We start from the raw sequence: 23,293 nt of genomic DNA, 5'->3' as shown, positions 1-23,293 counted from the left end.
TGTGCTCCTTAGCCAAGCAGGTGACGAACAACATAAACCGTCACAAAGCCAGCCAACATGAAGGACGCGGTGGCCACAAATGAGCGTGGCGAACGGCGCGACAAGCCACAAACGCCGTGACCGCTCGTGCATCCCGACCCATAGCGCGTACCGACACCGACTAACAAACCGGCGGCAATCAAAGTCACTGTGCCAGCGTCGATCTGCACCTCCGGTAGCGGCGCAACCAACCCAAAAGCCAGCGGTGCGACCACTATCCCGAGGACAAAAGCGACACGCCAGGCGACGTCACCGGTGGCAGGGCGCAGTAGCCCTCCAACGACACCACTAATGCCGGCAATTCGCCCGTTAAACAGGAGAAACATAGCCGTCGCCATTCCGATCAGTAGACCGCCTGCAAGCGAGGACCATGGGGTAAAGTTTGTCCAATCAATCGTCATTTCCTGCCTCCTTTACTTCCCTTGCCGTCCCCGCAATACAGTTCATAGAGGACTTTCATAACCGCTAACGCTTCCTTGCTCGTGATGCTGTAGAAGATTTGCTTGCCCTCGCGCCGCGTGCTGACCATCTGCTCATCGCGCAAGACGGTTAACTGCTGTGAAAGCGTCGGTTGCCTGATGCCGGTAAGTTCTTCCAAGTCGCTTACGCAATACTCGCCCTGACTCATCTGACATAACAGCAGCAGACGGTCTGGATTGGCCAATACCTTCAGCAAGCCGCAGGCTTGTAAGGCAGCCTTTTGCAGTGCTTCCAAATCAATTTTCTCTGTCGACAGTGCCATGTCTCCATTTCCACGCTGATTCAACCCAATACATTATATTATTCTTGAATATATTATTCAATATTTTGTTCCTGCTTTTTGCGCGGGGCGTGTCCTCAAAACGATGCCTACCTAGGTTGAGCATAAAGCGTTCCAAGCCACACAAAGGAGAAATCATGCCTAGATGAACAATAGTTGGTGTTTAGCACCATCTGGTCTTAGCGTAATTACTTTCGTTCTGCGAGCGTTGATCCATGCCCGCTCTACTCGGACTGGCGATGCGGTAGAGAAAGCTAATCGACAGGCCCAATCACGTCAGTTCTTGCGCTGCATGTTAGTTCTCAAAAATTTCCGGGCAACCAAGTGCTTTTCCGCATACACGTTCCAGAGGAGTGCTATTCAAGCCGCGCTCATGTTGCAGTCACCCCATGAAATAAACAGTACCTGTTTAAAAAAGGTATAGAACTTTCGACAATCGCTAAGAGTCACAGTTTCAATAGTTATAGATTGTGTTTGGTGAGAGTTTTGGCAGCATCGTGTTTGGCACGTGAGTGGCAAGTTAATTAAGCCCGTATAGCTGACGATTACCATACTGGCTTCTTCCAGGAAGGCGCAACGACCATGAACAAATTTACACACCCGTTTGTTGCTGCGATATTTTTTCTGTGTAGTGCATTGTCCATGGGCACCGCGTCAGCGCAGTCCGCAGTGGGATTGAAGATATACGGCCCTGGTGGCCCCGCCCCGGCAATGAAAGAGGCCGCAAAGACGTTTGAACAAAAAATCGGTACTGCAGTTGTTGTCACATCCGGCCCCACGCCAGAGTGGATCGACAGTGCCAAGAATGATGCGGACATCATTTATAGCGGGTCGGAAACGATGATGACCGATTTCGCACAGGCAATGGAAGGTCGCTTCGACGAAACGAAGGCTGAACCTCTGTTTCTGCGACCCTTGGCGATCCTGGTTCGTCCAGGCAATCCAAAGAAGATCACAGGATTAGCAACCTTGTTCAAACCGGGTTACCGCGTGCTTGTTGTCAATGGGGCAGGCCAGAATGGAGTCTGGGAAGATGCGGCTGGTCGCAAGGGTGACATCGCTTCTGTCCGGGCACTCCGCAAAAACATTGTGAAGTACGCGAAAAACAGTGCAGCGGCGAAGCAGGAATGGACCAGCGACCCTTCACTGGATGCCTGGCTGATCTGGAACATCTGGCAGGTTGCCAACCCTACGTTGGCCGACGTGGTGCCTGTTGAAAAGGATTATGTCATCTACCGCGACACAGGCATTGTGGTGACCAAAAAGGGCGAGCAAAATGCGGCCGCGAAACAGTTCGTCGAGTTTATCAAGTCTGCCGAAGGCACGGCACTCTTCCAGAAATGGGGCTGGATGACCACTTCAGAAAACGGGAAGAAGAAATGATGTCATGCATATAGGTAGGACATAACGTGACCTCAGGAGACAATCATGAGAAAACTAGCAGGCTTGGTATTTGTCACGGCTGGATGTATTGCTTTGCCGAGCGTTCATGCCCAATCAGCAGCCGTGCGCCCGACTGCCGAATTCAAGGTGCCGGCCGAATCCACGATTCCCAGCGGTCCACAGGGCGACGCGATCCGTAATGGCAAGCTCCTGCTCACCGAAACGCATCAGCGCCTGCCCAACAATGTTGGCAATAAACTGACCTGCGCAAACTGTCACATTGGTGCTGGCACAACGCCGAACGCGTCACCGTGGGTGGGTATCTGGGGCGTCTTTCCGGAATATCGGTCCCGGGGTGGTCAGATCAACTCCTTGCAGCAACGGGTGAATGACTGCTTTCAACGCTCGATGAACGGCAAGGCACTGCCATACGATTCCAAGGAAATGAACGACATCCTGGCATACATGCAGTGGTTGTCGACTGGTGTGCCGACCGGTGTCAGTGTCAAGGGGCGCGGCTTTGGGCCGATCAATCGCGAGTTAAAGCCCAATGCTGACAATGGCAAAGCCGTGTACGCAGCAAAATGTGCCAGCTGCCATGGCGTTAACGGCGAGGGCATGAAGGATGCGAAGGGTGCCTATACCTTCCCCGCCTTATGGGGCAAGGATTCATTTAACGTCGGCGCCGGGATGGCGCGCACCTACACCGCTGCCGCATTTGTCAAGCACAACATGCCGCTGGGGCAGCCAAATACGCTAACCGACCAGGAAGCTGTCGATGTGGCTGAGTTTTTCACGCATCAGCCTCGACCTGACTATGCGCCAAAAGTCAAAGACTGGCCGAAAGGTGACAAACCGAAGGATGCACGAAGCTGAAGTCTTAAAGAAGGTCAGACGAAGTTGTCGTCAAACATCCATTGAGGAGAACGCCATGTCCTTAGATTGCAATGTTGGAGGCGCAGATAAAACCCTGCGCATCATCATCGGTATCGCGCTGGTGGCATTTGTCGTGCTGGCACAAGTCGAAACTTTATGGAAGGTGATTGCTGGCGTCGCGGCCGCTATCGCGCTCGTTACAGCTTTTGTGGGATTCTGCCCTTTGAACCGTCTGATAGGCGTGGACACCTGCAAGAGGCGCGTATAAAAGATTTTGTCAGATTCAAATTTATACGCCTTGACACTCTTCCTGGTGCTCGCGCCGATCTTTCCAGCACTCAGGTTCCAGTACCTCCAGCAAAAAATTGCCTGCTAAACGGCCGCCAGTGTCCCCTGGTACACGGACATCAGCCGATGAGGCTGGTCTAGCAGTTATAGAGCTGCGCAATGTAGTCATTACACGAAACAAATCTCAAGGAGCCATGATGCTTTCAGACACTACCCGACGAGTCGAACTCAATACATCACCCGTTCTTACCCAAGAATTTGAATCTCAGTTAAAGGAGAACCTTTCGAGATTTGTTGGGGCAGATCGGCAAGCCATTGATCAACGCTTGCAAGAACTCGACCGCGAGTGGGATATCGAAAGGGCCATTGAGAGCGAAGCGCCCACGATGATCGGCTTGGGAATCGCATTGGGCATATTTCATAACCGAAAGTGGTTCGCGGTGTCGGCGATGGCAGCAAGCATGGTCATCCTGCATAGCCTGCAAGGCTGGTACCCGCTGCTGCCGCTTTTCCGGCGTCTTGGGTTGCGCTCGCAGCAAGAGATTGAGCAGGAACGCATGGCTTTGAAAGTGCTGCGCGGCGACCACGAAGCCTATCAGGTTCGTACCATTCATTGAGGAGGCATCCATGATTTCCGATACTGCGACACGAGTGGAACAACACACTGCGCCACAAATCAACGAGCTTATCCACCATGAAACTCAGGAGCGCATTGCCGCATTCGAAAGCAATAACAGAAACGCCCTGATCACCCAACGACTAAAGCAACTCGATTCCGAGTGGGATGTTGAACGAACGCTGCAAACGAACTTTGCGATTCTGTCCCTGGTCGGATTGGCGCTGGCAACCAAAGTCAACAAGCGCTGGTTCGCCTTGGCGCTCGGCGTTCCTGCCTTTATGGTGCAGCATTCGGTACAAGGCTGGTGCCCGCCGCTTCCTGTATTGAGGCGGCTCGGCCTGCGCACAGCTAGGGAAATCAACGAGGAGCGTTTTGCGTTGAAATCTTTGCGTGGCGATTTCAGTCAGTTCTCCGACTCAAATGATCCTGACGCGTTATTCAAAGCAGTCAGGTCGTAAAACGTCAAATCGATACAGATGATTCTTTCCAGTTGAAATCTTCATACAGCGTGACAACCATGATTTTCCGTCAATTGTTTGAGCCTTTATCCAGTACCTATACGTATTTATTGGGATGTGAAGAAACCGGCCAGGCGGTGCTGATTGATCCGGTGATTGCATCTATGGACCGTGATCTGACAGAGCTGCAAAGGCTGGGATTGACGCTCGCCTACAGCGTGGATACGCATGTCCATGCCGACCACATTACCGCTGCACTGGAATTGAAAAAGAAAGTCGGCAGCCAGATCGCCGCGCCTGCCGCCGAACAGGTACCGTGTGCGGACTTCAATCTCGAAGAAGGCAAGCCGTTCCAGGTGGGCACAATCGTTCTCCACCCCCTGCATACCCCGGGTCATACCTCCGGGCATTTCGCCTACAGCTTCAATGACAGGGTGTTTACCGGCGATGCACTATTAATCGAAGGATGCGGACGCACCGACTTTCAGCAGGGCGATGCTGACGCGCTCTACAGGAGCGTCAGAGAAAAATTGTTCGCTTTGCCGGACGATACCTTGGTATATCCGGCGCACGATTATAAAGACCGGTATGTATCCACCATCGCGCAGGAAAAAAAGCGCAACCCTCGTCTTGGACAGGAAAAGACCTTGGAGGAGTTCAGGGAAATCATGGCTAACCTGAACTTGCCATATCCGAAGTTCATCGACTACGCCGTGCCGGGCAATAAGCAATGCGGTGTTTGCCCATGTGACCTCCCCGAAAACCTGGAGAAGTACTGCCAGCAAATGACAGAAAGCCCTCAAGGCTAAATAACGAGGTAACGCATCATGGATCGTTTCAAACAATTGGAAGACAGCATGCTGCTCGGCCCCCAGCCGACCGAGCAGGATTTGGAGCAAGCCAAGCAGCTAGGCATCAAAACGGTGATTGATTTCCGTCTACCGAGTGAGACGCCAATGCCTAACGCCGAGGTAGCGGCACGATGCGGCCTCGGCTATGCCAATATCCTGGTCAACAAGGCAAGCCTGTCCAAGGAACAGATTGATGAACTGGACCGTGTCATGCGGGAAAAGGAGGGGCCGTTCCTCATTCATTGTGCCAGCGGCGCGCGTGCGGCCATGTTGTTGGCGCTGAGCCGGGCAAAGAAAAACAATTGGACGGCGGAACGCACGTTCGAAGAAGCTCGGAGCATGGGATTCGACTTGCAGACTTCACCGGAATTTGCCAAGTTCGTGGTCGAGGCGACGACAAAATGAACGACGCCAGATAGAAGCAGCATGGGAAAGCGTGGTGAGATTTGGGTGCTGATGCAGGCGTTGTTGCTGGTGTCATTCATCGCTCTGCCTTCAGATGCGGTCCCCTGGTCCTATTCCAAGGAATTTGGTATTGCAGGCTGGATCTGTGTCGCATTTGGCTTGCTGTTGCTGTCATGGAGCGCGCTCAACCTCGGACGCTCGTTGACACCATTTCCCCGCCCCACAGAAAATGGCGAACTGATCACCAGCGGCGCCTATCGAATAGTCCGTCATTCTATCTATCTCGGCGTTCTGCTTACCTGCCTCGGGTTTGCGCTGGCGACCGCTAGTTCCGCCCGTCTAGGCCTGACTCTTGTTTTGTTCGTCTTTTTTGATATGAAGGCGCGCCGGGAGGAATTTTGGCTAAAAGAACGCTATCCAGATTATGGGCTCTACCAACAACGCGTGAAGAGATTGATTCCGTGGCTTTACTGAAAAGGAGATGATCGATGGCAGCTGCAATAGACCTGAATAACGCCCGCCGTTTTTCCGGACGGTTATCGTGGGCCGGGTATCTATTGGGCTTTGGCCTGGGCGGCTTCTTTGACGGCATCCTGCTGCATCAGGTTTTGCAATGGCATCATCTGCTGATCAACGTAGAAGGGCCGGTCTTCGAGGACATGAAGGTACAAATCCTTGCCGACGGCCTGTTCCATGTACTGATGTACATCATTGCCATAACTGGCCTATGGCTGTTATGGAAAGCGCGGAAAGAATACGCCGAACGCGCGGCGGACCGCCTGCTGTTGGCGAATGCGTTTATTGGATTTGGTGTTTGGCACATCCTGGACAGTGTCCTGTCACATTGGATTCTGGGGATTCATCGTATTCGGGTCGATGCTGACAACGTCCTGTTCTGGGATCTCCTGTGGTTCGTTGTGTTTGGCTTGATTCCAGTTGCTATCGGCATCATGCTCAAAAAGCGCACACAAACCGGTGGTAGCTCTGGCTACCGAAGTAAAGCAACCGCACTGAGCCTGGCTCTGGCGGTGACAATCGCCGGACCCATTGCCGCTTTGCCGCCATCGGACGTAACGACCGTCATGGTGTTCTTCAAGTCAGGGACTTCTCCCAATGAGATATTCAAAGCAATTGATGCTGTGGACGGTCGTATCCTATGGGCAGCGGGTTCAGGGGACGTCTGGGCACTCGATGTAAAGGATAGGTCTCAAACCAACGTGTTTTACAAGCATGGAGCTTATCTGGTGAGCAATTCGGCGTTGGCCATTGGTTGTCTCGCATGGTCTTCTGTTGGCTCCTAACTTACCTTTACGTTCTAGGAAGTTTGGTTTTTATTGCAAAACGCCAGCCGCGGTTGACGATCTTGCCGACTTAGTCCATTGATAGATAACGATGAGGGTTGCGTTCTGCAAAGACATTCAAGTTTAGAAAAGGAAGGGATTAGATTTCGATGCAGGTTCGCCCCGTTAGATTGCCTGCTTCAGTCCTTCGAAGCAAAACATAGTATTGACGCCATTGATAGGTTGTATCGTCAAAGGCATCTATAGGGCGGTACGGCCGATCACCGGACACCAACACTTGCCGTAACCGAGTCTTTGAGCATAGATTTTCCCGTTCGGACGGAGCCGTCATTGGCACCATTGCTATTACGTCAGCGATTACCGGTTCGCTGAAATTTCGTTCTACGTCACCCTGAGCAAATTTGATCCTCGTCTGTAAATAAATCTTGCTCTGGTCGGTGAACGAAATAATTATTGTGCACTTTCGTAGTGCTGTATACAGCTGGTCGAGAATGCCGAAAAAGTTAAGGTAACTTATACGTATCCGACTTGAGTTTTCCATATTCGTACCGGGTGCGGAAGCGAATTTCAAATTAGCCGAGGAAAGCGTAGCCCTTGTGCCCACGCATCGCCTAGGTCCCTCAATCGATGTCTTCCAGGACAGGTAGGTCAACGCCACTGGGCAGACCGCATCCGCATTTAATGAAAGCCTTTCATTGGCGGTCAGCTGTTGCAAAGCAGTGAGACATCTTTCGTGTCCCTTGAGGTACCGTTTTAAAATTTGGCGCCGGATGCTCCGGTAGCTTCTTCCCAAATCAGAGGCCATTAAAACTGGCTGCGCTATGCCGGGGTATGGAGCCAACTCTGCTTTCCAAACTGCCACTTTATATGTCTTGTTGCTTCTTCCTCTGGTCCATTGCGAAATAACGGGCCACAGCGCTCTCGCGTATGCAAGATTCTGTTCCCGCTGCCTTCGCTCCAATGTTCCGCCTGATCTGGGTTCGCATATCCTTTCAATCACATCAGCGAATGGATTTCTACTTTCCGACACTATTTTCCACCAACTTAAGAAAGCGTTACAGGAAGTATCTACAGCTGCGCATTTCGTAGCGGTGAACCAGGCATGGGCATGTGGCAGTGTATGTATGGGCGGTTTGAAACCACAACGAGAGCACATCGTCCCTCGTTGCATTAGATATGGACTTGCGCAGAGCCGGCATCCGCGACTTAATGAAACATTATGCCATGGACATACTTGAATAATGGCCAAGTCAAAAAGTGAACAATGATAGCCAAGGGAGAGGCATGCTGGGCAGTGACGGACGGCATAGTGAGGCTTGCGTGTTTTGGTATGTACTTGAAATCCAAGCCGGTCCAAGAAGCCCGTTTGCAGTTGAGTGACCTCAACGCCGAGCAACTCTGAAAATTTTGAGAAGTCGACCCAATCACTCTTCAAAAATAAGCGCGGATGCACATGTTCGACGCGACCATCCGACTTTTGAATGAGCCTCACCAACTCGATGAACGAGATGTGATTTAACGCCAGCACCTTGGCTATGATTGACCAGGACGATTCGAATGGTAGTGGGCCACTTTGGTGCCAAGTTAGTCGGTTTTTCAAAAAATGATCTCATTATCAGTTTAGACAGAGACCTTCGGTCCCTGCAAGATCGCGCTAAACGAGGCAAGGTTCGATGCGTCTACGGCCGCCTCGATGTCCGGATCACTCAAAGTGAAACTTGTGCAATCCTGATCTCTACTAGCTAACAGGAGAAATTCCACGCTGAGACAAATGTGTTCCATCGGAATGGCGCATTTGCCACCGAAACCAGCAACATTTGTCAATTCCTCCCATATGCGCCGGTAATATCTACTTAGTCGAAATCCTGCGCTATATGCGAGTGGAAGAAAGAATCGCGTATAACTCCAGTTCGAGCCTTCCGGAAAATCAGAGAGGTCATCATACGCCACCAACAAGTCTTTCAATTCAGTGGCAGATGAGCATCCTTCGAACGCAATTGGCTCACTGAGAAATCGAGCAATTATCTGTAACTGTGACGCGGTCAGTAACGCCGTTCTGCGGTGCAGTATCTCCGGTTGTGCAAACGCAATCGTCGTCATCTTGATTTGCCTAGCAGTCAAGGCATTGTGAAAGACGACCAGCTGCTGGAGGTCTGTTTGGCTCAATAGATGGGCTTCATCGATAATGAGCACAAACTGAGACCCGCCTCGTTTAGATATTTGCAATACAACGTCCGTGGTGGCATTCCTGAACAAGAGATCGGCTCCGGAGCGGCTTGCCAAAACGTGATGCGAAGCTTCTAGGAGTAAGCGAAACATGTGCATTTCCGATGCTCTTGCCGAAGCACGAGCACTGACGAAAAGGGTATACACACTCGGAAACTCCTCGATCAAAGTCGCCTGTATTTCTAATGCGGATTTCGTCTTCCCCATCCGCGGAGGAGCATAGAAGACTACGCTAGTGCGGCGAGCCCAAACGCGTTCCCGAACGATGTTGTAGGTTCTGTTCATCATGGGCGTGGGCAGTGTGTACTCCCTCTGAACGACCGGATGAGTATCTATTGCCGCAGGGCGCACATCAAAGGAACTGCATGCATCGTTAGGCGATTCCTGGTCTGAATTCAGTCCTATCTGCGACATTACATCTCCCGGCTAGATTTTTTCGTACCAACCTTAAGCATGTTCAGCCTGCGCAACCACTTCTTGCCTAGCTATTCCACCGCCAACAAACTTCCATCGATGTCAGTGCATTTTACGTATAGACACCCTTTTCTCTAGAATTTGAGATGTTTTCAAATCACGTACGGTTGCGCACTTTCCCTATGAACGGTACCGAGCTCGCCAGCAATGAGCGTCGTGTGCTGACATCGCTTACGGTTGGAGTCACAACAGTTCCTCCCGACGCTGGCTCAATCCGTAAAACGGCCGGCTTTTCCATCTCGCTCGAAATTCTTGCCGCCTCAGTGACCTGGCGTTTATTGATCTGGGGTTGCCCCTTTTTCAATGGCTTTGTCGGCGTGGACAGATAGCGTAGGTAAGCCTGCACAGGATCATCAAACTCAGCTAACACCAGGGTGCGTCGATACAGGAGACTATTAATGGCCTGCCGGGTACGGCGACTATGCTTCGTATTTGACCATTTCCCTTGTGCTGTCAAAAATCCTAGCTCTGCGCCGTTATCCAGAAATACCTTTACTTGGCGCATATCATCTTCGTCGATATGCACGACCAATTTTCTACCAATCAGTTGAGCGCTATCAGCCAATACTGGGCTTGTGTATCGAACGCGATCAATTTGTATATACGGTCTTTTACCGGTTTTTGGATTGCCACGCACGACCGCAGTTCTACGGCAGACCAGTAGCTTTACTAAATCACGTGCCGCATCCGGCAAATGCCGTGGCCAGCTGAGAGGCTCGGGGCCCTCTAGAAAGTAACGCAAGTATTCAAGGGGCGATCGGTAGGACAAGGCAGCCGTTGGTGTAGCGTTTTTCTGTGCAATTAGAACATCCAAATATTCTTCGATTTCCGACGCCCGGATCCTGAAGCGTGTAGCATTGATCTCTGGGGTGGCTGCGCGCCCGTTATCGGGACTCACTCCCGTAGTGGAAGGCAGGCGTTGGAAAAACGTTCTCGCAACTTCGCCGAAGGCGCGCTCGACATTAGGCCTTCGCTCAAAGTGGCCTACGGGCCCCCAATTGATGACGAATCCAATGGTGCAGCGGGCGCGCTGATGGATGGCGTTTGCCAGATGGGCAAGTGCTCCATCAAGAAAAGTCACACTCCACACCGCGCCAAAGGCGTTCGGAATACAGCCACTGGGTAGTCCGGACTGCGGTGGATAGCGTAGTGCCTGGTCAGTCAGATTAAGTGGCGACCATTTTCCAACTGCAGCTGTTTTGATAACGTCGAGAACATCGTCAGCAGTAACTTCGCTTCGATATACTACTTTATATGCCAGAATCGCCTTGGATACTCTGTCGACTGCGGCTATCAACCATATTCGTTCAAGAAGTAGATCGGTCTCGCCTCCCTCGGGTGTCAAGAAAGGGACTGAAAGAAAGCAGTCTTGAAAATAGGCGTCTATCTCGACAGCGTCATACGGATCCACAAACTGAAGAAACGGTGAATATCCTGTAGAAACATTAGACTGCGCTACCGCATCTTTCTTTCCTTTTGAGACAACCAACCGGGAAAATTCTTGTTCCACAAAGTTGCGCATGTATTTTTGGATGGTACGAAGCCCGAGATATTTAGTATTGAAAGGCCATTCGCATTTTGACGCCCCACATTCGTGGAGGGTGCGTACAAAAATGCGATGCAGCACTGTTGCGGACATGCGGTGCTCTGCAATTTTTAACTGTTTTGCGTTCTGACTGATATGCCTGATGAGCAGACTCTCCAGATTCGGCATTGCTATCAACAGCGCGCTTAAGGCGCCGGATTGCCCACCCTGCTGCTCTGGCCGTTTTGGTGACGTCTGCTTATTACGGACATACTCTTTGGTGTGCAGATAAGCACGGAGTCCACGAAAGCCCATTATCTTCCCGTCTGGGGCCAACCGCAGACATCGACGTACTGTACGGGCGACCTTGTGGCGTCCGACGCCGGTTAAGCGCTCTACCGACGTGCTAGTGTGACCCTGGACATATAGAACAACGGCTCGACGCAGGCATTCGAAATTTTCCTGCTCTTCGGCCTTAAGTGTTCCACCATCGAGCTCCGGCCATTGCTCCAGGGACGGCGCCAACGCCAACTCGGCCCTAAGCGTCCACATCGCTTGCCCCGGCTGTCAGTTGCCATTCCGTAGCTGGGCCGAAACTTACCTTGTCCATGCTGAGCTTGAGACGACCTCTGATCGCGACCCGTGCAGCCAGACCTAACACAATTGCAGAATCATAGGACGACAATGATTCGACTACTTGCCGTAGTTGTCCACTCTGTATCGAACGAATACAGGATATCAGTGCGCCTGTCTCTACAACATATTCCCGGTCGCGAATAGCCGACGCATAGGCAATCGCCTTCAACCACCTTAGTGATGTAGCTGCATGTGGCATCAGGTCTACATCTGTGAAGATTTTGTATTGCACTCCTGCTGCTTGGGCGGCATATGCTTGAGCAGACAACTGAGACTCAACGCGGTCCTCGTCCAGACTTGCTTTGACCTCATGCCATTCTTGGATGCCATTTGCGCGGTGAACCACAGCGTCAAGTTCGGTGCACCGAGGTCGTACACCGTCATGTGAGGCGACGGGATCTGGCGTAAGGTCAAAGTCGTGAACTGCGTGGTCGGTTTCCAGGTAGTGGATCCAATGCACGAGTTGTCGATCACTAGGAAGAATCCAATCACAGTTAGTCTTTACGCTATACACCAGCCACAAATTGCTGTTGTGATCTGCACGCGCACGATACGCATCCAAGACATTTCTACGTTGGCGAGCCCGTATAGACGTTATTGCTGTCATCCAGTTCTCCTAAGCACCTTACGCTTGCATCCACCAGCTGATGAGAAACGCATTGTCACATATGCAACATATGCTTGTCGCTTGTAGCTTCACTGATTTTTCGCAATATTTTAGTTTGAGTGAATTGACGCATCCACAAACCAGACTAGGAAAGGATACTAAGCGGTAAAGCATAAGTGCAAGACAGCAATACATCAGCACTGAGCAGCTTTTAGTACCTGATCCTTCATTGGACAACTTTTAGTTCCGGAAGGACGAACTAAATGGCAACCGAGATATGCCGTTTGAAGCCAGGAGCTTCCTTATCTAGCTGATTTTCTTCAAATTTCTATACAGGAAGAAGCGCATCTTTTAGTTCCGAGCGCTATTTCGCTTCAAAAACGGAGGAAATCTGGCAATAAAAGCACCAAATCCTCAATCTTCTTTGCGATTTCGATTCGATACAAAAAAGTCGGGTTTTTTTATAAGAGAAATATGGATGTCTCGCAGGCGACACACTGGTCATCCTGTGGCCGAGCCATTACAGGTTGTTTGACCACTGATATGGTTTCCTGCATTTCTCCACGTTAAGGCCGGTTTCCGGGATCGGCTGGAGCACTCGGAACTAAATGTTTGCCAAATTGCGAACTAAACACTGACAATCTGCCCATGCCCTACTTGGCAAACATTTAGTTCATATCCCGTGGTTTGCGTCGCTTTTGAACCACACGCTCACATTGGCCGAGTGACGCGTGTATGGATTTCCGCATGTGGCTGTGCATTCCGCAGTGCTCGGTCGAACCGGATAGTCGACAGAATGCGTTGTCTAGTACCTATATCTGTCGGCCGCTGCGAGCCACAAAGCAGCCATAGTACGGATTCAGTGATCCGGCTTAAATCGACCCTGACCTGCCAGGCGACTCTCGGGATAGCGGACGTTCGACGTTGGGGTTGAGCCGTCGCGAGGCGAAGCCGATCGGTCGGCTCAAACGACTGGTTATACGCCAGTGGTCGGATGGATGCCGACTCGAGTCTCACTTATTACCAGACAGGCCTACGCCAGCTGCTCGGCAAGCGCGACAATCATGCCCTCAGGCCTGCGGATGTAGGCTTGCTGGTACGTATCTTCATACTGTATTTCACGGATGAGCGCGCCCCCGTGAATACGTATGCGCGCAACGACAGCGTCAATATGCTCGACGACGAACTTTACGCGACGAAAGGCCTAGGGTGTTCACCGGCGGGGCTACTTGCGCTCCCCGATCGCTCTGGGCGTATGGAGCTTGTCTAGCTTAATGTCCTGTCCAACGGGAATCCGCATCATCGCGAGGCTCGCCCGGACATCCTTGCGCCTGATCTAGCTCCCGACCAAAGGTCCATCAACTGTCGTCTCGCTCTGGAGCTCAAGGATCAGTTCGATTAAGAACGCGTTGGTGGCTTCGAGATCCTCGACAATGAGCACGTTGTCCATCCGTTTAATCGTCATATCCTTCCGTCGTCTTACTGCAGATGCCCGTATTCGCCGTACCTGGCGTAAACTCTGTATTGGCGCTCGCAAGCCGGCGCGCTGTCAAATTGTGCGTTAGCCGTAGAATTATCTCAGTTCTTTTTGCTGTACCCACAACTCGCTGGTCCGCTGTCTACCTAGCAAGACCTTCACCCCACCCACATGTCACCTTGCGCCGCGATGCTGAAACATTGCTGCAAATCGCTGGCATAACGAATGGCGCTATCTGCGTGGATTACCTAGCTTCATAATGCATCTATCTTCAAACGAAGCGGCCAGGATATGAACCAAGTTCTGTTGGCTCCTTGCAACTCCAGATATATAGTGATTAAGAAAGCCTTCCGATGCGTATCTTTATCTCCTCTTTGCGTTGGTTGCATAGCATTCCTTACCATAATGCACTTGCGCTTCTGACCGTCATTTATATTCTTGGCGGTTGCTCGTCCGAACATTATTATGTTAACCAACGGTTGCTTCAGCCTCACTCTGATACGGGTTACGCCTTACGTAATTTGGCCACTTCAGGCAATAGCGATAGTCTGCTTGTGTTTGTTTCGTTTTCGGGCGGTGGTTATCGCGCTGCAGCTTTGGCTTATGGAGTACTTGAAGAGCTTGCCGCACAAAAAATTTACTGGGAGGGCAGCGAAAAGCGCCTCTTGGATGAAGTCGATTTTATTGCGAGCGTCTCTGGCGGCAGTATTGCAGCAGCATACTACGTACTTTACCGTGATCTCATATTCAAAGATTTCGAAACCAAGGTACTCGGACAAGACCTTCAGTCAATGCTGATAAGGCGTGTTCTGTCTCCGCGCGGATTGTGGCGGCAGGTATCTCCGCGCTTTGGCAGAAGTGACATGTTGCAGGAAATCCTTGACGAAGAAATCTTTTCGGGAAAGACTTTCGGCGACATTCCCTTGTCCCGCCCTATGCTCTTCATCAGTGCCACAGAAATGACACATGGGGAGCGTTTCGAATTTAGCCAGGATCAGTTTGATTTCATCTGCTCCGACCTTTCAAGCTTTTTGATATCGCGCGCCGTGGCAGCTTCCATGTCCGCACCGATCATCTTGTCGCCGATCACAATCTGGAATTACGCTCAGTCCTGCCCGTGGCATGGAAGACCTTTGCCATTGAAGAGCCGCGTCCAAACACAGTCATTCATTCACCTACTCGACGGTGGATTATCCGATAACACTGGCGTTACCACACCGCTGGAAGTCATTGAGGCGCGTGGTGGACTCATTGGCAGTGCCAAGGCATCTCGCCTACGCGGCATTAAGAAAAGGGTCTTTATCGTTGTCAACGCACAAACCAATCCGGAGTTCGAAGCTGACACCTCCCCGGACACACCAGGTCTTTACCGGCAGTTAAGAGCGCTTATTGATATTCCGATCAATGTACACAGCAATGTTACTGTCAACCAGCTATGGGCTGCGGTCGATCGATGGAAAAGGGAGTTAAAGGAGGTATATCCGGAAGCGCTTGAAGACATACTGTCTCGTGACACCGAATTCTATATCGTTGAAGTCAACCTTTCCGCAACCTCGGGAACAGAACAGGGACTGCGAGCATTGCAGGATATTCCGACCGGATTGCGTCTTACATGGGAAGACATTTCTGCCTTGAAAACCTTTGCCCGGACAGAACTACAAAAGAACTCCGAATGGCGCCGGCTAATGGAAGAGTTAAAAATCAGATAGTGTGCCCAATGACGTCAGTGCTGACATCCGGTCATGATCAGATTGGCAGAGCCCAAGGTCCCCCAGCATGTCCTGGTCTCATTGGTCTGCGGTTGAATATTATGTCGGCCAGACCGCCTACACTCTTCAAACACGATCATACGGTGGTGATCGCCTAGTTCATCGGGGCAGCACGTCTAACCAAGCAGGTCATGCAATTCTGCCGCAGCGATATCCAGAAAGCTTCGCAACTTCGTGGATACAAATTTCTGCCGTGGGTACACAAGGTTTACCGGATCTGCCTTTACGTACCAGTCTGGTAGGACCCTGACCAGGTTGCCGTCTTGGCTTTCCTTCCAGCATAAATAGGTTGGAAGCAAGCCGATACCTTCGCCAGCGAGCGCCATCGCTCGAATAATACCGACATGGTTGACTGTAACCCGTCCGTTAAACGGAACAGTGACGCTTGCGTTCAAATTGGAGAGCGTCCAGTGTTCCCGGCCGAACGGTGTGAACTGCACGCAGGCATGCTTTCGCAAGTCCTGCGGTTTGGTTATTGGTGATGCCACACGAATGTAGTGCGGACTCGCATAGAGCGCCCAAATGGCAACTCCCACCTTTTTTGCAATCAAGCTGGAATCCTGTAAAACACCAGTTCGGATCGCGACATCTACGCCTTCAGCAACTAAATCGACATAGCGATCGGTCAAAAGCATCTCGACGTCAACCATGGGGTGACTTCGACGAACTTGGCAGGCGAGGCTCGCCAGGAGCGCATCGCCGATATCAGCTGGTGCGGTGACCCTTAGCAATCCTTTTGCTTCGCTCGTAGTCGCTGTCACAGCGGCTTCCGCTTCAAGCATGTGACCCAGGCCAAGTTCCGCCTCGCGGAAATAGATAACCCCCACTTCAGTCAGGCTCAGGCGGCGTGTCGTCCGTTGCAAGAGCGTGGTACCCAATCGCTTTTCCAGTCTGGCAACCTGCGTGCTCACTGTGGAAACCGGTAGTGCCAGCTGTCGAGCGGCGGCGCTGAAGCTCCCCGCCTGTACAACCCTGACAAACACCGCTGCTTCATTGAGGTTCATTCGGATTGTTCCATTAAATGAAAACTGATCTCTTATTTAACCACCAAGTTGGACTCATGGATTATTCGAAAAAATGAAAACTGATTCCCTATTCAACCACCTAGTCCACCGGACGTCCAGCGCCTACAGTGACAGCGCTCACGGAGAAAATTATGAAAAAGCTCGCATTCATCAAGCGCAGCAACGGCCAGCATTGGGTGGGAGATGGTTTCCCGGTGCGCAGCATTTTTTCCTACAACGACATCAGTGACGAAATCTCGCCATTTTTATTGCTGGACTATGCAGGGCCTACCAACTTTACGCCGACCGATTCGCGCCGTGGCGTAGGGCAACATCCGCATCGGGGCTTCGAGACGGTCACCATTGTGTATGAAGGAGAGGTTTCCCATAAGGACTCGACCGGTGGGGGTGGCACTATTGGACAGGGCGATGTTCAGTGGATGACCGCCGCCTCGGGTTTGTTACACGAGGAATATCATAGCGCCGCCTACGCCGACCGAGGTGGACCATTCGAGATGATCCAGCTCTGGGTCAACTTGCCTGCAAAAGACAAGATGTCGGCACCGTCGTATCAAAGCATTACCGATGCCCAGATTCCGCGCGTCACGCTACCCGAAGATGCCGGCATAGCAAGGATCATTGCCGGTGAGTACGGTACTGCAAAGGGTCCGGCACGCACTTTTAGCCCGATGAATGTTTGGGATCTGCGCCTCCAATCAGGTCGTTTGTTGTCAATCAGCTTGCCTAAAGGTCATAATTTGGCGCTCTTTGTTCTGCGCGGGGCAGTCCGCATTGACGACATCCATACGATCCGCAGTGCCGAGCTCGCGGTCATGGAGCGCGAAGGTAGCAGGCTCACTTTTGAAACAACGGAAGAAACCGTGTTGTTACTGCTAAGCGGTGAACCGCTGAATGAGCCCGTAGTTGGCGCGGGTCCGTTCGTGATGAATACTCGGTCCGAGATCATTCAAGCCATCAACGACTATGAGAGTGGTAGATTCGGACCAATGGCGTCCTGACCGACACGACGGCATCCCTTCACTACTAAAGTGCATCCGCAGTCTTAGCCGTAGTTTTTACTGAAGTTCAACTCGCTTTTTCACGACCACTTAGGGAAGCTACCCTGTCAAGGAGACCCATATGACTGCACCTGCCAATTTTAATGGTGCTATACCGGTCATCGATCCCGATGATTCAGTCATGCTTTTGATTGATCACCAGAGCGGCCTGTTCCAGACGGTTAACGACATGCCGATGCCCAAACTACGCGCCCACGCGGCCGCGCTGGCGAAAATGGCCACATTGTCCAAAATGCCGGTGATCACGACCGCCTCAGTCCCGCAGGGTCCGAATGGCCCCTTGATCCCGGAGATTAGTCAAAACGCGCCTCACGCGCGATACGTGGCCCGTAAAGGCGAGATCAACGCCTGGGATAATCCGGACTTTGTGTCTGCGGTACGGGAGACAGGACGCAAAACCCTCATCATCGCCGGCACCATTACCAGCGTCTGTATGGCCTTCCCGGCAATCAGCGCCATCCAAGAAGGGTACAAGGTGTTCGTGGTCGTAGATGCCTCCGGCACCTATTCCAAGATGGCTCAGGAAATTACCCTGGCGCGGGTGGTTCAAGCGGGCGCTGTGCCGATGGATACCGCCGCAGTCGCGTCTGAGGTGCAGAGGACATGGAATCGTGAGGACGCGTTGCAATGGGCTGAAGTCTACAGCAAGGTGTTCCCCGAATACGAATTGCTCATTGAAAGCTACATGAAAGCACAGGAAATTGCTAAAAGTGGGGAAATGCTGGACTCCCAGCGGACATAAAGTAGCGAATCCTGTCGTCTTCGTTTCCATACTCGATGATAGACGACGGTGGCATACGGAATTCCTCAATGTAAGACATAGGAGATTAACGAAGAAATAGCATTCAATACCGTAAGAAAGAGGTAAGTCCCCCTACACTTTCGAAAAGGAATAGCGATGAACGACTTCTTCAATCTAGTAGCACTTCGTGCTCGACCTGGTCGCGAAGAAGAATTACGCGCCCAGCTTATAGCCCTGGTTGCCCCTTCTCGCCGGGACGAAGGAAGTATTCAGTATGAAATGCTTTCACAGCCCGACGATCCTACACGTTTCTTCTTTATCGAGCATTGGAGTAGTTCAGAGCTCCAACATAAACATCACACCGCAACAGATCACATCCTCAACTTCGAGAAGAATTATAAGGACGAGCTAGTGGAAGCTGTAGAATTTTATTATCGGCTGAACCGAGTCGTCTAGGCAGCCGCCTGTATTTGGCTCTTACTGTCGAACAGCCTCCGCGCGCAAGGCGACATTCGATGAGCTAAATCCCGCAATTACGTGCCTCGACATGAGTCCCTCTGGACCTGCCATCCCGCGCGTATTGCACTCCATCACACAATCTATGTTAGGAGAATCACATGGCAAGCGAGACTATCCGTGATCCAGTCAAGGATCATCTGCTGACGCCCAAGAATGCAGCTTTTGTGATCATTGACTACCAACCCGTGCAGGTAAACTCGATTGCATCAATGGATCGCCAGCTGATGATTAACAATATTGTCGGCGCTTCCAGGGGTGCGGTCGCATACGGACTTCCTATTGTGCACTCAACGGTCAACGTCAAGTCGGGCCTAAACAAACCTCCTATTCCGCAACTCCGCAAGGTTCTGGGCGAGTATCCGACCTACGACCGTACTACGATCAACTCGTGGGAAGATGTCGAGTTTCGCAAGGCGATTGACGCGACCGGACGGAAGAAATTAATCATGACTGCGCTGTGGACAGAGGCCTGCCTGACGTTCCCAGCCCTTGACGCTTTGAAGGAGGGCTTCGAGGTCTATGTGGTTGCGGACGCTGTCGGCGGCACGTCGGTCGCAGCCCATGAGATGGCGCTACGAAGAATTGAGCAGGCAGGTGGAAAAATGATCAGCGTCCCGCAACTGTTCTGCGAACTACAACGAGACTGGAAGCGCGAAGAAACAGTACCCGCCTTTATGAATCTGTTTATTGAAACAGGCGGCACAGCAGGCATCCAGTTCTCTTACGATCGCGCATAAAGAGTGCTCCAAGGAGTAGACCGCGATATACCTGCAGGACGGAGACCGGCTGGATCGACAGATTTTTCTGGCCTCCGTCAGAAGCGCTTGTGATGCGGTGACGAATTACCAGTCGCTTGGATTCGCCGCCCTGGACGCGATATTGGCAAAAAACGACGGCACTCGCTCCTTTGATTTCCTTCCCTACGGCGTCCTAGCGTTCATGACCGGTTGGCCAATTCCGGTGCAATACGTTGTAGGACATCCAATGGAATAGATTCAGCAGCGGCTTCGATGGTCCGTAGCCAGTTGGCGTCAGTAATGCGGTTGATGTCTTGTCCAGTTTCGCCAAACCGTACGCGCGCTAACGCCATCAGTGTCGCTTGCATCCTCGCTGAAAAAGGATTGCCGCGAGCAGCTTCAGCAAGGCTAGAATGGCTCAACACCGGCGTCATCGTGTTGCCATTTCCGGTTTTGACAAGCTTGAAAGGGTCAAAGCCAGCTTCTAGCGAGTAGTTGAGAAAGCGTTCATGAAACTCGCCATGCGGGACGCCGTCGAGCGCCAACATGTGGAAGGAAGGTCCAGCGCCCTCGTTATACGCCTGTGCCCCGTCCTGAGCCAGTGCTTGTAGCTTATCCCAATCAAAGGAATTCGGAGCAGCTTCCCATTCTTCGAGCGAATCCATAAATCCACCGATCAGCAAGTTAATCTGATTGCCATTACTGTGAGTCATATGCTTCCTACGCGAGTTGATTTTTCCGGGCGAGACTGCTTGAAAGAACAATCCCGTTCATGATTTAGTTCGCTACCGCGCCAGAGTGCAAACGCCATTCGCGCCGCCCCATTAAATTGCCGTTCCGTTGCGGGTAGTTTTCACTGGAAGAGCCATCGTGAAACCAGTCTGGTATATCGCGGCATAATTACATAAACCATGAGGTAAACAATCACTACCGCTAGAATGAAATTGTTGATGATAGGGCGGCCGAGCAGAGGAACATAGTCGAAAACCGGATGCAAGACCCATGGAAGCACCACGGTAAGTGGGAAAATCGCAGACAGGGTGATCAGGAACTGCTTGAACGGTCGTGCCTGCAGTCTATGCTCAGCAGGAGGCGTGAACCAATACTCCAAGCCCGTATGCATTTCAAGCTCTTCCCCATTAACCAGCGTAGGCCTGATCTCATTAATAAATCGCTTGCGTGTATCGGATTGCAGCCAGCTATCCAGGCGCTCATCAGAGTCAAAGCGCAAGACGATCGTGTAGCTGCCAGTTGAATTGTGGGGGCGAATAATATTGACGCCCATATGCCCTGCGAAACGCTGCGCTTCCGTTGCTATGCTCTTGAGCCACATTTCATAGTCGTCCTTGTCCGTTGGACGCACCTCATGACGTATCACTAATGAAGCGGCTCTTTCATTTCCTGAAATCATGGTTTCCTCCGAAAACATAGGCCATACGTGTTCCATGCATTCCCATAAATTGCCAACTGCAAGTGCGCCGACTGCAAACCTAACCTTTTGACAGAGTACCTTTTTTTGGGTTGAGGGTTTCGAGTATCTGGATGCCTATGCGGGAGTTCGCCGAATGAAAATGCGCATCCTGAGGGTTGTTCTTTACCTTGCATTGTTCCGTACGCACATCCCGTCGCAGGGCTTCCAGCAAAGCTTCCCTCTCATGGGGAAACAAGGATGCAAAGCGCGCCTTAATGTCCATTTTTCTCCCTTTCAGCCAATATGCACTTATCAGTAAATCATTCGTGATGTCTTTTGGGGTGCTATTCGTTACCAGCCCGGCCCCCTGATTGCAATCGCAGTCAGCGACACTTACACTCCTGCATGAGGAGGACCGGGCGCCGCCGACTCTACCGACAACGTTTATTTGGAGGAAGTCAGCGTGGTATAGCTGTTGATCAGATTGCGGTAGTCGGGGATATGGTTCGAGAACAGGGTACCCAGACCATCGATGTCATTACGCCAGTCACGGTGCAATTCGCAAGCCACGCCAAACCAGCTCATGAGTTGCGCACCTGCATTCGACATGCGCTCCCATGCCGCGTTACGCGTTATTTCATTGAAGGTTCCGGAGGCGTCGGTGACGATGAATACATCGAAGCCCTCCGCGAGCGCGGCCAAAGCGGGAAAGGCCACACAGACTTCGGTGACGACGCCGGCGATGATGAGCTGCTTCTTTCCTGTCGCCTTGACGGCCTTGACGAAGTCCTCGTTGTCCCAAGCATTGATCTGACCAGGCCGGGGAATGAACGGAGCCTCTGGAAACATCTGTTTCAGTTCCGGTACCAGCGGACCGTTCGGACCGTTCTCGAAGCTCGTGGTCAGGATCGTCGGCAACTTGAAGTACTTTGCCAGATCGCCCAGAGCCAGCACGTTGTTCTTAAATTTGTCGGGATCGATATCGCGCACGAGCGACAAAAGGCCGGCCTGGTGATCGACCAACAACACCGCTGCGTTGTTCTTGTCCAAGCGTTTATAAGACGTAGTCATAGCATTCTCCTTGTGTGGGTAAAAAGGCGCCTCCAGTGGAAGCGCATGGTAAAAAATGGCGGTCCAAATATGTTTAACTGGCGTGGTCGATCTGACCAAATGTTCCGCTTCGCAGGTCTAGCATTGCCTGCCGGATTTCGTCCTCACTGCTCATGACGAAGGGTCCGTGTCCAACTATCGGCTCATCAATCGGCTCCCCGCTGAGGACAAGGACGACACTGTCGGAGTCGGATTCAATAAGCAGGTCGATTCCGTTCAACCCTGCCATGGCCCATTGTCCGGCGCGCACGATACTGGAGTTCCCCAGTCGAACGGTTCCTCGCAGAACGACAATGGCAGCGGTGCGTCCGGCGTTCAATGGCAACAGGGTTTGTGTACCAGCGGCGAGACGCATGTCCCAGACATCTAATTCAGTGAATGTTGAAGCAGGTCCCTTATGCTCACCAAATTTTCCTGCTATCAAGCGCACTAGGCCAGCGCCTTCGGGCAGCGGAATTGCGGGAATATCATTGTTCAAAATGGTTTGATAAGCAGGCGCTGTCATTTTGTGACGCTGCGGTAGGTTTACCCACAGCTGTACCATTTCCAGCGTACCACCGTCGCGGGCAAATGCCTTTGAGTGGAATTCCTCATGAAGAATGCCGCCTCCGGCCGTCATCCATTGGACATCGCCAGGCCCAATACTGCCACCAGCACCGGTCGAGTCGCGGTGTTCAAGCTCGCCTTGGTAGACGATCGTAACGGTCTCAAAGCCCCGATGCGGGTGCTGTCCGACGCCGCGTGGACTTTGGGACGGTGCAAACTCAGCAGGACCAGCATAGTCAAGCATTAGAAAAGGACTCAAGGACCGGCCAAGTGTCTGATAGGAAAACATGGTTCGAACGGGAAAACCATTACCGACCCAATGGGAAGGTGCTGCGCTATAGGTGCCAAGGATTGATTTCATAGATACCTCCAAAGAATGGATTCATCTTAGTTTCGAACCGAAATAGGCGGTAGATACCGTAAAATGGCATCAGTGTTCTACTGAAGGAAC

Annotated in this window: 25 protein-coding genes; 14 read left to right on the top strand and 11 right to left on the bottom strand. The window is 51.8% G+C overall.

From position 1 onward, the window contains the following. Window positions 1-8: 8 nt before the first annotated feature. Window positions 9-440 (bottom strand): YeeE/YedE family protein, encoded by a 432-nt coding sequence (locus RY831_RS04390; RefSeq protein ID WP_194724074.1) that lies wholly within the window; start codon window positions 438-440, stop codon window positions 9-11. Beyond that, window positions 437-781: an ArsR/SmtB family transcription factor gene (locus RY831_RS04385; RefSeq protein WP_194724073.1), complete on the bottom strand. Its 345-nt coding sequence runs from the start codon at window positions 779-781 to the stop codon at window positions 437-439. The genes RY831_RS04390 and RY831_RS04385 overlap by 4 nt, the downstream gene beginning before the upstream one ends. A 600-nt stretch (window positions 782-1,381) precedes the next feature. On the opposite strand from RY831_RS04385, the gene RY831_RS04380 reads away from it, so the two are divergent. The 9 genes from RY831_RS04380 to RY831_RS04340 all read left to right on the top strand — a co-directional run bounded on the left by RY831_RS04380 (window position 1,382) and on the right by RY831_RS04340 (window position 6,980). After that, entirely contained in the window at window positions 1,382-2,182 is an 801-nt protein-coding gene (locus tag RY831_RS04380; protein WP_194724072.1) for a substrate-binding domain-containing protein, read from the top strand. A 45-nt stretch (window positions 2,183-2,227) separates the two neighbouring features. Then, window positions 2,228-3,058 carry a c-type cytochrome gene (locus tag RY831_RS04375; protein WP_194724071.1) on the top strand — a complete coding sequence of 277 codons (831 nt, stop codon included), beginning with the start codon at window positions 2,228-2,230 and terminating at the stop codon, window positions 3,056-3,058. Window positions 3,059-3,113: 55 nt separating this feature from the next. Further along, window positions 3,114-3,326: a YgaP family membrane protein gene (locus RY831_RS04370; RefSeq protein ID WP_194724070.1), complete on the top strand. Its 213-nt coding sequence runs from the start codon at window positions 3,114-3,116 to the stop codon at window positions 3,324-3,326. A 214-nt stretch (window positions 3,327-3,540) separates the two neighbouring features. Beyond that, window positions 3,541-3,963, top strand: a complete 423-nt coding sequence (locus tag RY831_RS04365; protein WP_194724069.1) for a DUF2892 domain-containing protein — start codon at window positions 3,541-3,543, stop codon at window positions 3,961-3,963. Window positions 3,964-3,973: 10 nt separating this feature from the next. After that, window positions 3,974-4,423 (top strand): hypothetical protein, encoded by a 450-nt coding sequence (locus RY831_RS04360; protein WP_228535764.1) that lies wholly within the window; start codon window positions 3,974-3,976, stop codon window positions 4,421-4,423. 59 nt (window positions 4,424-4,482) lie between these two features. Beyond that, window positions 4,483-5,232 (top strand): MBL fold metallo-hydrolase, encoded by a 750-nt coding sequence (locus tag RY831_RS04355; protein WP_194724106.1) that lies wholly within the window; start codon window positions 4,483-4,485, stop codon window positions 5,230-5,232. Between the two features lie 18 nt (window positions 5,233-5,250). Next, complete coding sequence (locus RY831_RS04350; RefSeq protein ID WP_194724068.1) at window positions 5,251-5,679, top strand: protein tyrosine phosphatase family protein; 429 nt, start codon at window positions 5,251-5,253, stop codon at window positions 5,677-5,679. A 21-nt stretch (window positions 5,680-5,700) separates the two neighbouring features. Further along, complete coding sequence (locus RY831_RS04345; protein ID WP_194724067.1) at window positions 5,701-6,153, top strand: methyltransferase family protein; 453 nt, start codon at window positions 5,701-5,703, stop codon at window positions 6,151-6,153. A 14-nt stretch (window positions 6,154-6,167) separates the two neighbouring features. Then, on the top strand, window positions 6,168-6,980 hold the full coding sequence (locus RY831_RS04340) for a DUF2243 domain-containing protein (protein WP_194724066.1): 813 nt from the start codon (window positions 6,168-6,170) through the stop codon (window positions 6,978-6,980). 1,620 nt (window positions 6,981-8,600) lie between these two features. On the opposite strand, the gene RY831_RS04335 is transcribed toward RY831_RS04340, so the two are convergent. The 3 genes from RY831_RS04335 to RY831_RS04325 all read right to left on the bottom strand — a co-directional run bounded on the left by RY831_RS04335 (window position 8,601) and on the right by RY831_RS04325 (window position 12,448). After that, a complete protein-coding gene (locus tag RY831_RS04335; RefSeq protein WP_194724065.1) occupies window positions 8,601-9,620 on the bottom strand; it encodes an ATP-binding protein in 1,020 nt (339 codons plus the stop codon). Between the two features lie 157 nt (window positions 9,621-9,777). Then, window positions 9,778-11,520 (bottom strand): Mu transposase C-terminal domain-containing protein, encoded by a 1,743-nt coding sequence (locus tag RY831_RS04330; protein WP_194724064.1) that lies wholly within the window; start codon window positions 11,518-11,520, stop codon window positions 9,778-9,780. 223 nt (window positions 11,521-11,743) lie between these two features. Continuing rightward, complete coding sequence (locus tag RY831_RS04325; RefSeq protein WP_194724063.1) at window positions 11,744-12,448, bottom strand: hypothetical protein; 705 nt, start codon at window positions 12,446-12,448, stop codon at window positions 11,744-11,746. Between the two features lie 1,830 nt (window positions 12,449-14,278). Here RY831_RS04325 and RY831_RS04320 point away from each other — a divergent pair. Further along, window positions 14,279-15,634 (top strand): patatin-like phospholipase family protein, encoded by a 1,356-nt coding sequence (locus RY831_RS04320; protein WP_326505100.1) that lies wholly within the window; start codon window positions 14,279-14,281, stop codon window positions 15,632-15,634. A gap of 176 nt (window positions 15,635-15,810) precedes the next feature. Here the strand turns inward: RY831_RS04320 and RY831_RS04315 are convergent, their stop codons facing one another. Continuing rightward, window positions 15,811-16,698, bottom strand: a complete 888-nt coding sequence (locus RY831_RS04315; protein ID WP_326505099.1) for a LysR family transcriptional regulator — start codon at window positions 16,696-16,698, stop codon at window positions 15,811-15,813. Window positions 16,699-16,850: 152 nt separating this feature from the next. Between RY831_RS04315 and RY831_RS04310 the strand changes: the two genes are divergently transcribed. The 4 genes from RY831_RS04310 (at window position 16,851) to RY831_RS04295 (ending at window position 19,775) form a co-directional block, all read left to right on the top strand. Beyond that, a complete protein-coding gene (locus tag RY831_RS04310) occupies window positions 16,851-17,717 on the top strand; it encodes a pirin family protein (RefSeq protein WP_326505098.1) in 867 nt (288 codons plus the stop codon). Window positions 17,718-17,838: 121 nt separating this feature from the next. Beyond that, window positions 17,839-18,519, top strand: coding sequence for an isochorismatase family protein (locus tag RY831_RS04305; protein ID WP_326505097.1), 681 nt, complete (start codon window positions 17,839-17,841; stop codon window positions 18,517-18,519). A 156-nt stretch (window positions 18,520-18,675) separates the two neighbouring features. Further along, window positions 18,676-18,975: a putative quinol monooxygenase gene (locus RY831_RS04300; RefSeq protein WP_326505096.1), complete on the top strand. Its 300-nt coding sequence runs from the start codon at window positions 18,676-18,678 to the stop codon at window positions 18,973-18,975. Window positions 18,976-19,136: 161 nt separating this feature from the next. Beyond that, window positions 19,137-19,775, top strand: a complete 639-nt coding sequence (locus RY831_RS04295; protein ID WP_326505095.1) for a hydrolase — start codon at window positions 19,137-19,139, stop codon at window positions 19,773-19,775. Window positions 19,776-19,975: 200 nt separating this feature from the next. Here the strand turns inward: RY831_RS04295 and RY831_RS04290 are convergent, their stop codons facing one another. From RY831_RS04290 to RY831_RS04270, 5 genes are all read right to left on the bottom strand, one after another. Beyond that, window positions 19,976-20,488 (bottom strand): hypothetical protein, encoded by a 513-nt coding sequence (locus RY831_RS04290; RefSeq protein WP_326505094.1) that lies wholly within the window; start codon window positions 20,486-20,488, stop codon window positions 19,976-19,978. A gap of 140 nt (window positions 20,489-20,628) precedes the next feature. After that, window positions 20,629-21,186 (bottom strand): antibiotic biosynthesis monooxygenase, encoded by a 558-nt coding sequence (locus RY831_RS04285; RefSeq protein WP_326505093.1) that lies wholly within the window; start codon window positions 21,184-21,186, stop codon window positions 20,629-20,631. Window positions 21,187-21,265: 79 nt separating this feature from the next. Continuing rightward, window positions 21,266-21,469: a hypothetical protein gene (locus tag RY831_RS04280; RefSeq protein WP_326505092.1), complete on the bottom strand. Its 204-nt coding sequence runs from the start codon at window positions 21,467-21,469 to the stop codon at window positions 21,266-21,268. Between the two features lie 161 nt (window positions 21,470-21,630). Beyond that, complete coding sequence (ycaC, locus tag RY831_RS04275) at window positions 21,631-22,257, bottom strand: isochorismate family cysteine hydrolase YcaC (protein WP_326505091.1); 627 nt, start codon at window positions 22,255-22,257, stop codon at window positions 21,631-21,633. Between the two features lie 73 nt (window positions 22,258-22,330). Then, the gene (locus tag RY831_RS04270; protein ID WP_326505090.1) at window positions 22,331-23,203 is read right to left on the bottom strand and encodes a pirin family protein; all 873 of its coding nucleotides are present in this window, start codon (window positions 23,201-23,203) and stop codon (window positions 22,331-22,333) included. Between the last annotated feature and the right edge of the window lie 90 nt (window positions 23,204-23,293).

The organism is Noviherbaspirillum album, assembly GCF_035916955.1.
In the GTDB taxonomy this organism is placed as follows: domain Bacteria; phylum Pseudomonadota; class Gammaproteobacteria; order Burkholderiales; family Burkholderiaceae_D; genus Noviherbaspirillum; species Noviherbaspirillum album.
Note: the sequence above shows the minus strand (reverse complement) of the source record. Positions and strands in the feature narration are given on the sequence as shown.

Excerpts from the sequence above, each read along its gene's own strand:
- RY831_RS04390 (WP_194724074.1), bottom strand. The coding sequence starts at position 440 with ATGACGATTGATTGGACAAACTTTACCCCATGGTCCTCGCTTGCAGGC.
- RY831_RS04385 (WP_194724073.1), bottom strand. The coding sequence starts at position 781 with ATGGCACTGTCGACAGAGAAAATTGATTTGGAAGCACTGCAAAAGGCT.
- RY831_RS04380 (WP_194724072.1), top strand. The coding sequence starts at position 1,382 with ATGAACAAATTTACACACCCGTTTGTTGCTGCGATATTTTTTCTGTGT.
- RY831_RS04375 (WP_194724071.1), top strand. The coding sequence starts at position 2,228 with ATGAGAAAACTAGCAGGCTTGGTATTTGTCACGGCTGGATGTATTGCT.
- RY831_RS04370 (WP_194724070.1), top strand. The coding sequence starts at position 3,114 with ATGTCCTTAGATTGCAATGTTGGAGGCGCAGATAAAACCCTGCGCATC.
- RY831_RS04365 (WP_194724069.1), top strand. The coding sequence starts at position 3,541 with ATGATGCTTTCAGACACTACCCGACGAGTCGAACTCAATACATCACCC.
- RY831_RS04360 (WP_228535764.1), top strand. The coding sequence starts at position 3,974 with ATGATTTCCGATACTGCGACACGAGTGGAACAACACACTGCGCCACAA.
- RY831_RS04355 (WP_194724106.1), top strand. The coding sequence starts at position 4,483 with ATGATTTTCCGTCAATTGTTTGAGCCTTTATCCAGTACCTATACGTAT.
- RY831_RS04350 (WP_194724068.1), top strand. The coding sequence starts at position 5,251 with ATGGATCGTTTCAAACAATTGGAAGACAGCATGCTGCTCGGCCCCCAG.
- RY831_RS04345 (WP_194724067.1), top strand. The coding sequence starts at position 5,701 with ATGGGAAAGCGTGGTGAGATTTGGGTGCTGATGCAGGCGTTGTTGCTG.
- RY831_RS04340 (WP_194724066.1), top strand. The coding sequence starts at position 6,168 with ATGGCAGCTGCAATAGACCTGAATAACGCCCGCCGTTTTTCCGGACGG.
- RY831_RS04335 (WP_194724065.1), bottom strand. The coding sequence starts at position 9,620 with ATGTCGCAGATAGGACTGAATTCAGACCAGGAATCGCCTAACGATGCA.
- RY831_RS04330 (WP_194724064.1), bottom strand. The coding sequence starts at position 11,520 with ATGGGCTTTCGTGGACTCCGTGCTTATCTGCACACCAAAGAGTATGTC.
- RY831_RS04325 (WP_194724063.1), bottom strand. The coding sequence starts at position 12,448 with ATGACAGCAATAACGTCTATACGGGCTCGCCAACGTAGAAATGTCTTG.
- RY831_RS04320 (WP_326505100.1), top strand. The coding sequence starts at position 14,279 with ATGCGTATCTTTATCTCCTCTTTGCGTTGGTTGCATAGCATTCCTTAC.
- RY831_RS04315 (WP_326505099.1), bottom strand. The coding sequence starts at position 16,698 with ATGAACCTCAATGAAGCAGCGGTGTTTGTCAGGGTTGTACAGGCGGGG.
- RY831_RS04310 (WP_326505098.1), top strand. The coding sequence starts at position 16,851 with ATGAAAAAGCTCGCATTCATCAAGCGCAGCAACGGCCAGCATTGGGTG.
- RY831_RS04305 (WP_326505097.1), top strand. The coding sequence starts at position 17,839 with ATGACTGCACCTGCCAATTTTAATGGTGCTATACCGGTCATCGATCCC.
- RY831_RS04300 (WP_326505096.1), top strand. The coding sequence starts at position 18,676 with ATGAACGACTTCTTCAATCTAGTAGCACTTCGTGCTCGACCTGGTCGC.
- RY831_RS04295 (WP_326505095.1), top strand. The coding sequence starts at position 19,137 with ATGGCAAGCGAGACTATCCGTGATCCAGTCAAGGATCATCTGCTGACG.
- RY831_RS04290 (WP_326505094.1), bottom strand. The coding sequence starts at position 20,488 with ATGACTCACAGTAATGGCAATCAGATTAACTTGCTGATCGGTGGATTT.
- RY831_RS04285 (WP_326505093.1), bottom strand. The coding sequence starts at position 21,186 with ATGATTTCAGGAAATGAAAGAGCCGCTTCATTAGTGATACGTCATGAG.
- RY831_RS04280 (WP_326505092.1), bottom strand. The coding sequence starts at position 21,469 with ATGGACATTAAGGCGCGCTTTGCATCCTTGTTTCCCCATGAGAGGGAA.
- ycaC (WP_326505091.1), bottom strand. The coding sequence starts at position 22,257 with ATGACTACGTCTTATAAACGCTTGGACAAGAACAACGCAGCGGTGTTG.
- RY831_RS04270 (WP_326505090.1), bottom strand. The coding sequence starts at position 23,203 with ATGAAATCAATCCTTGGCACCTATAGCGCAGCACCTTCCCATTGGGTC.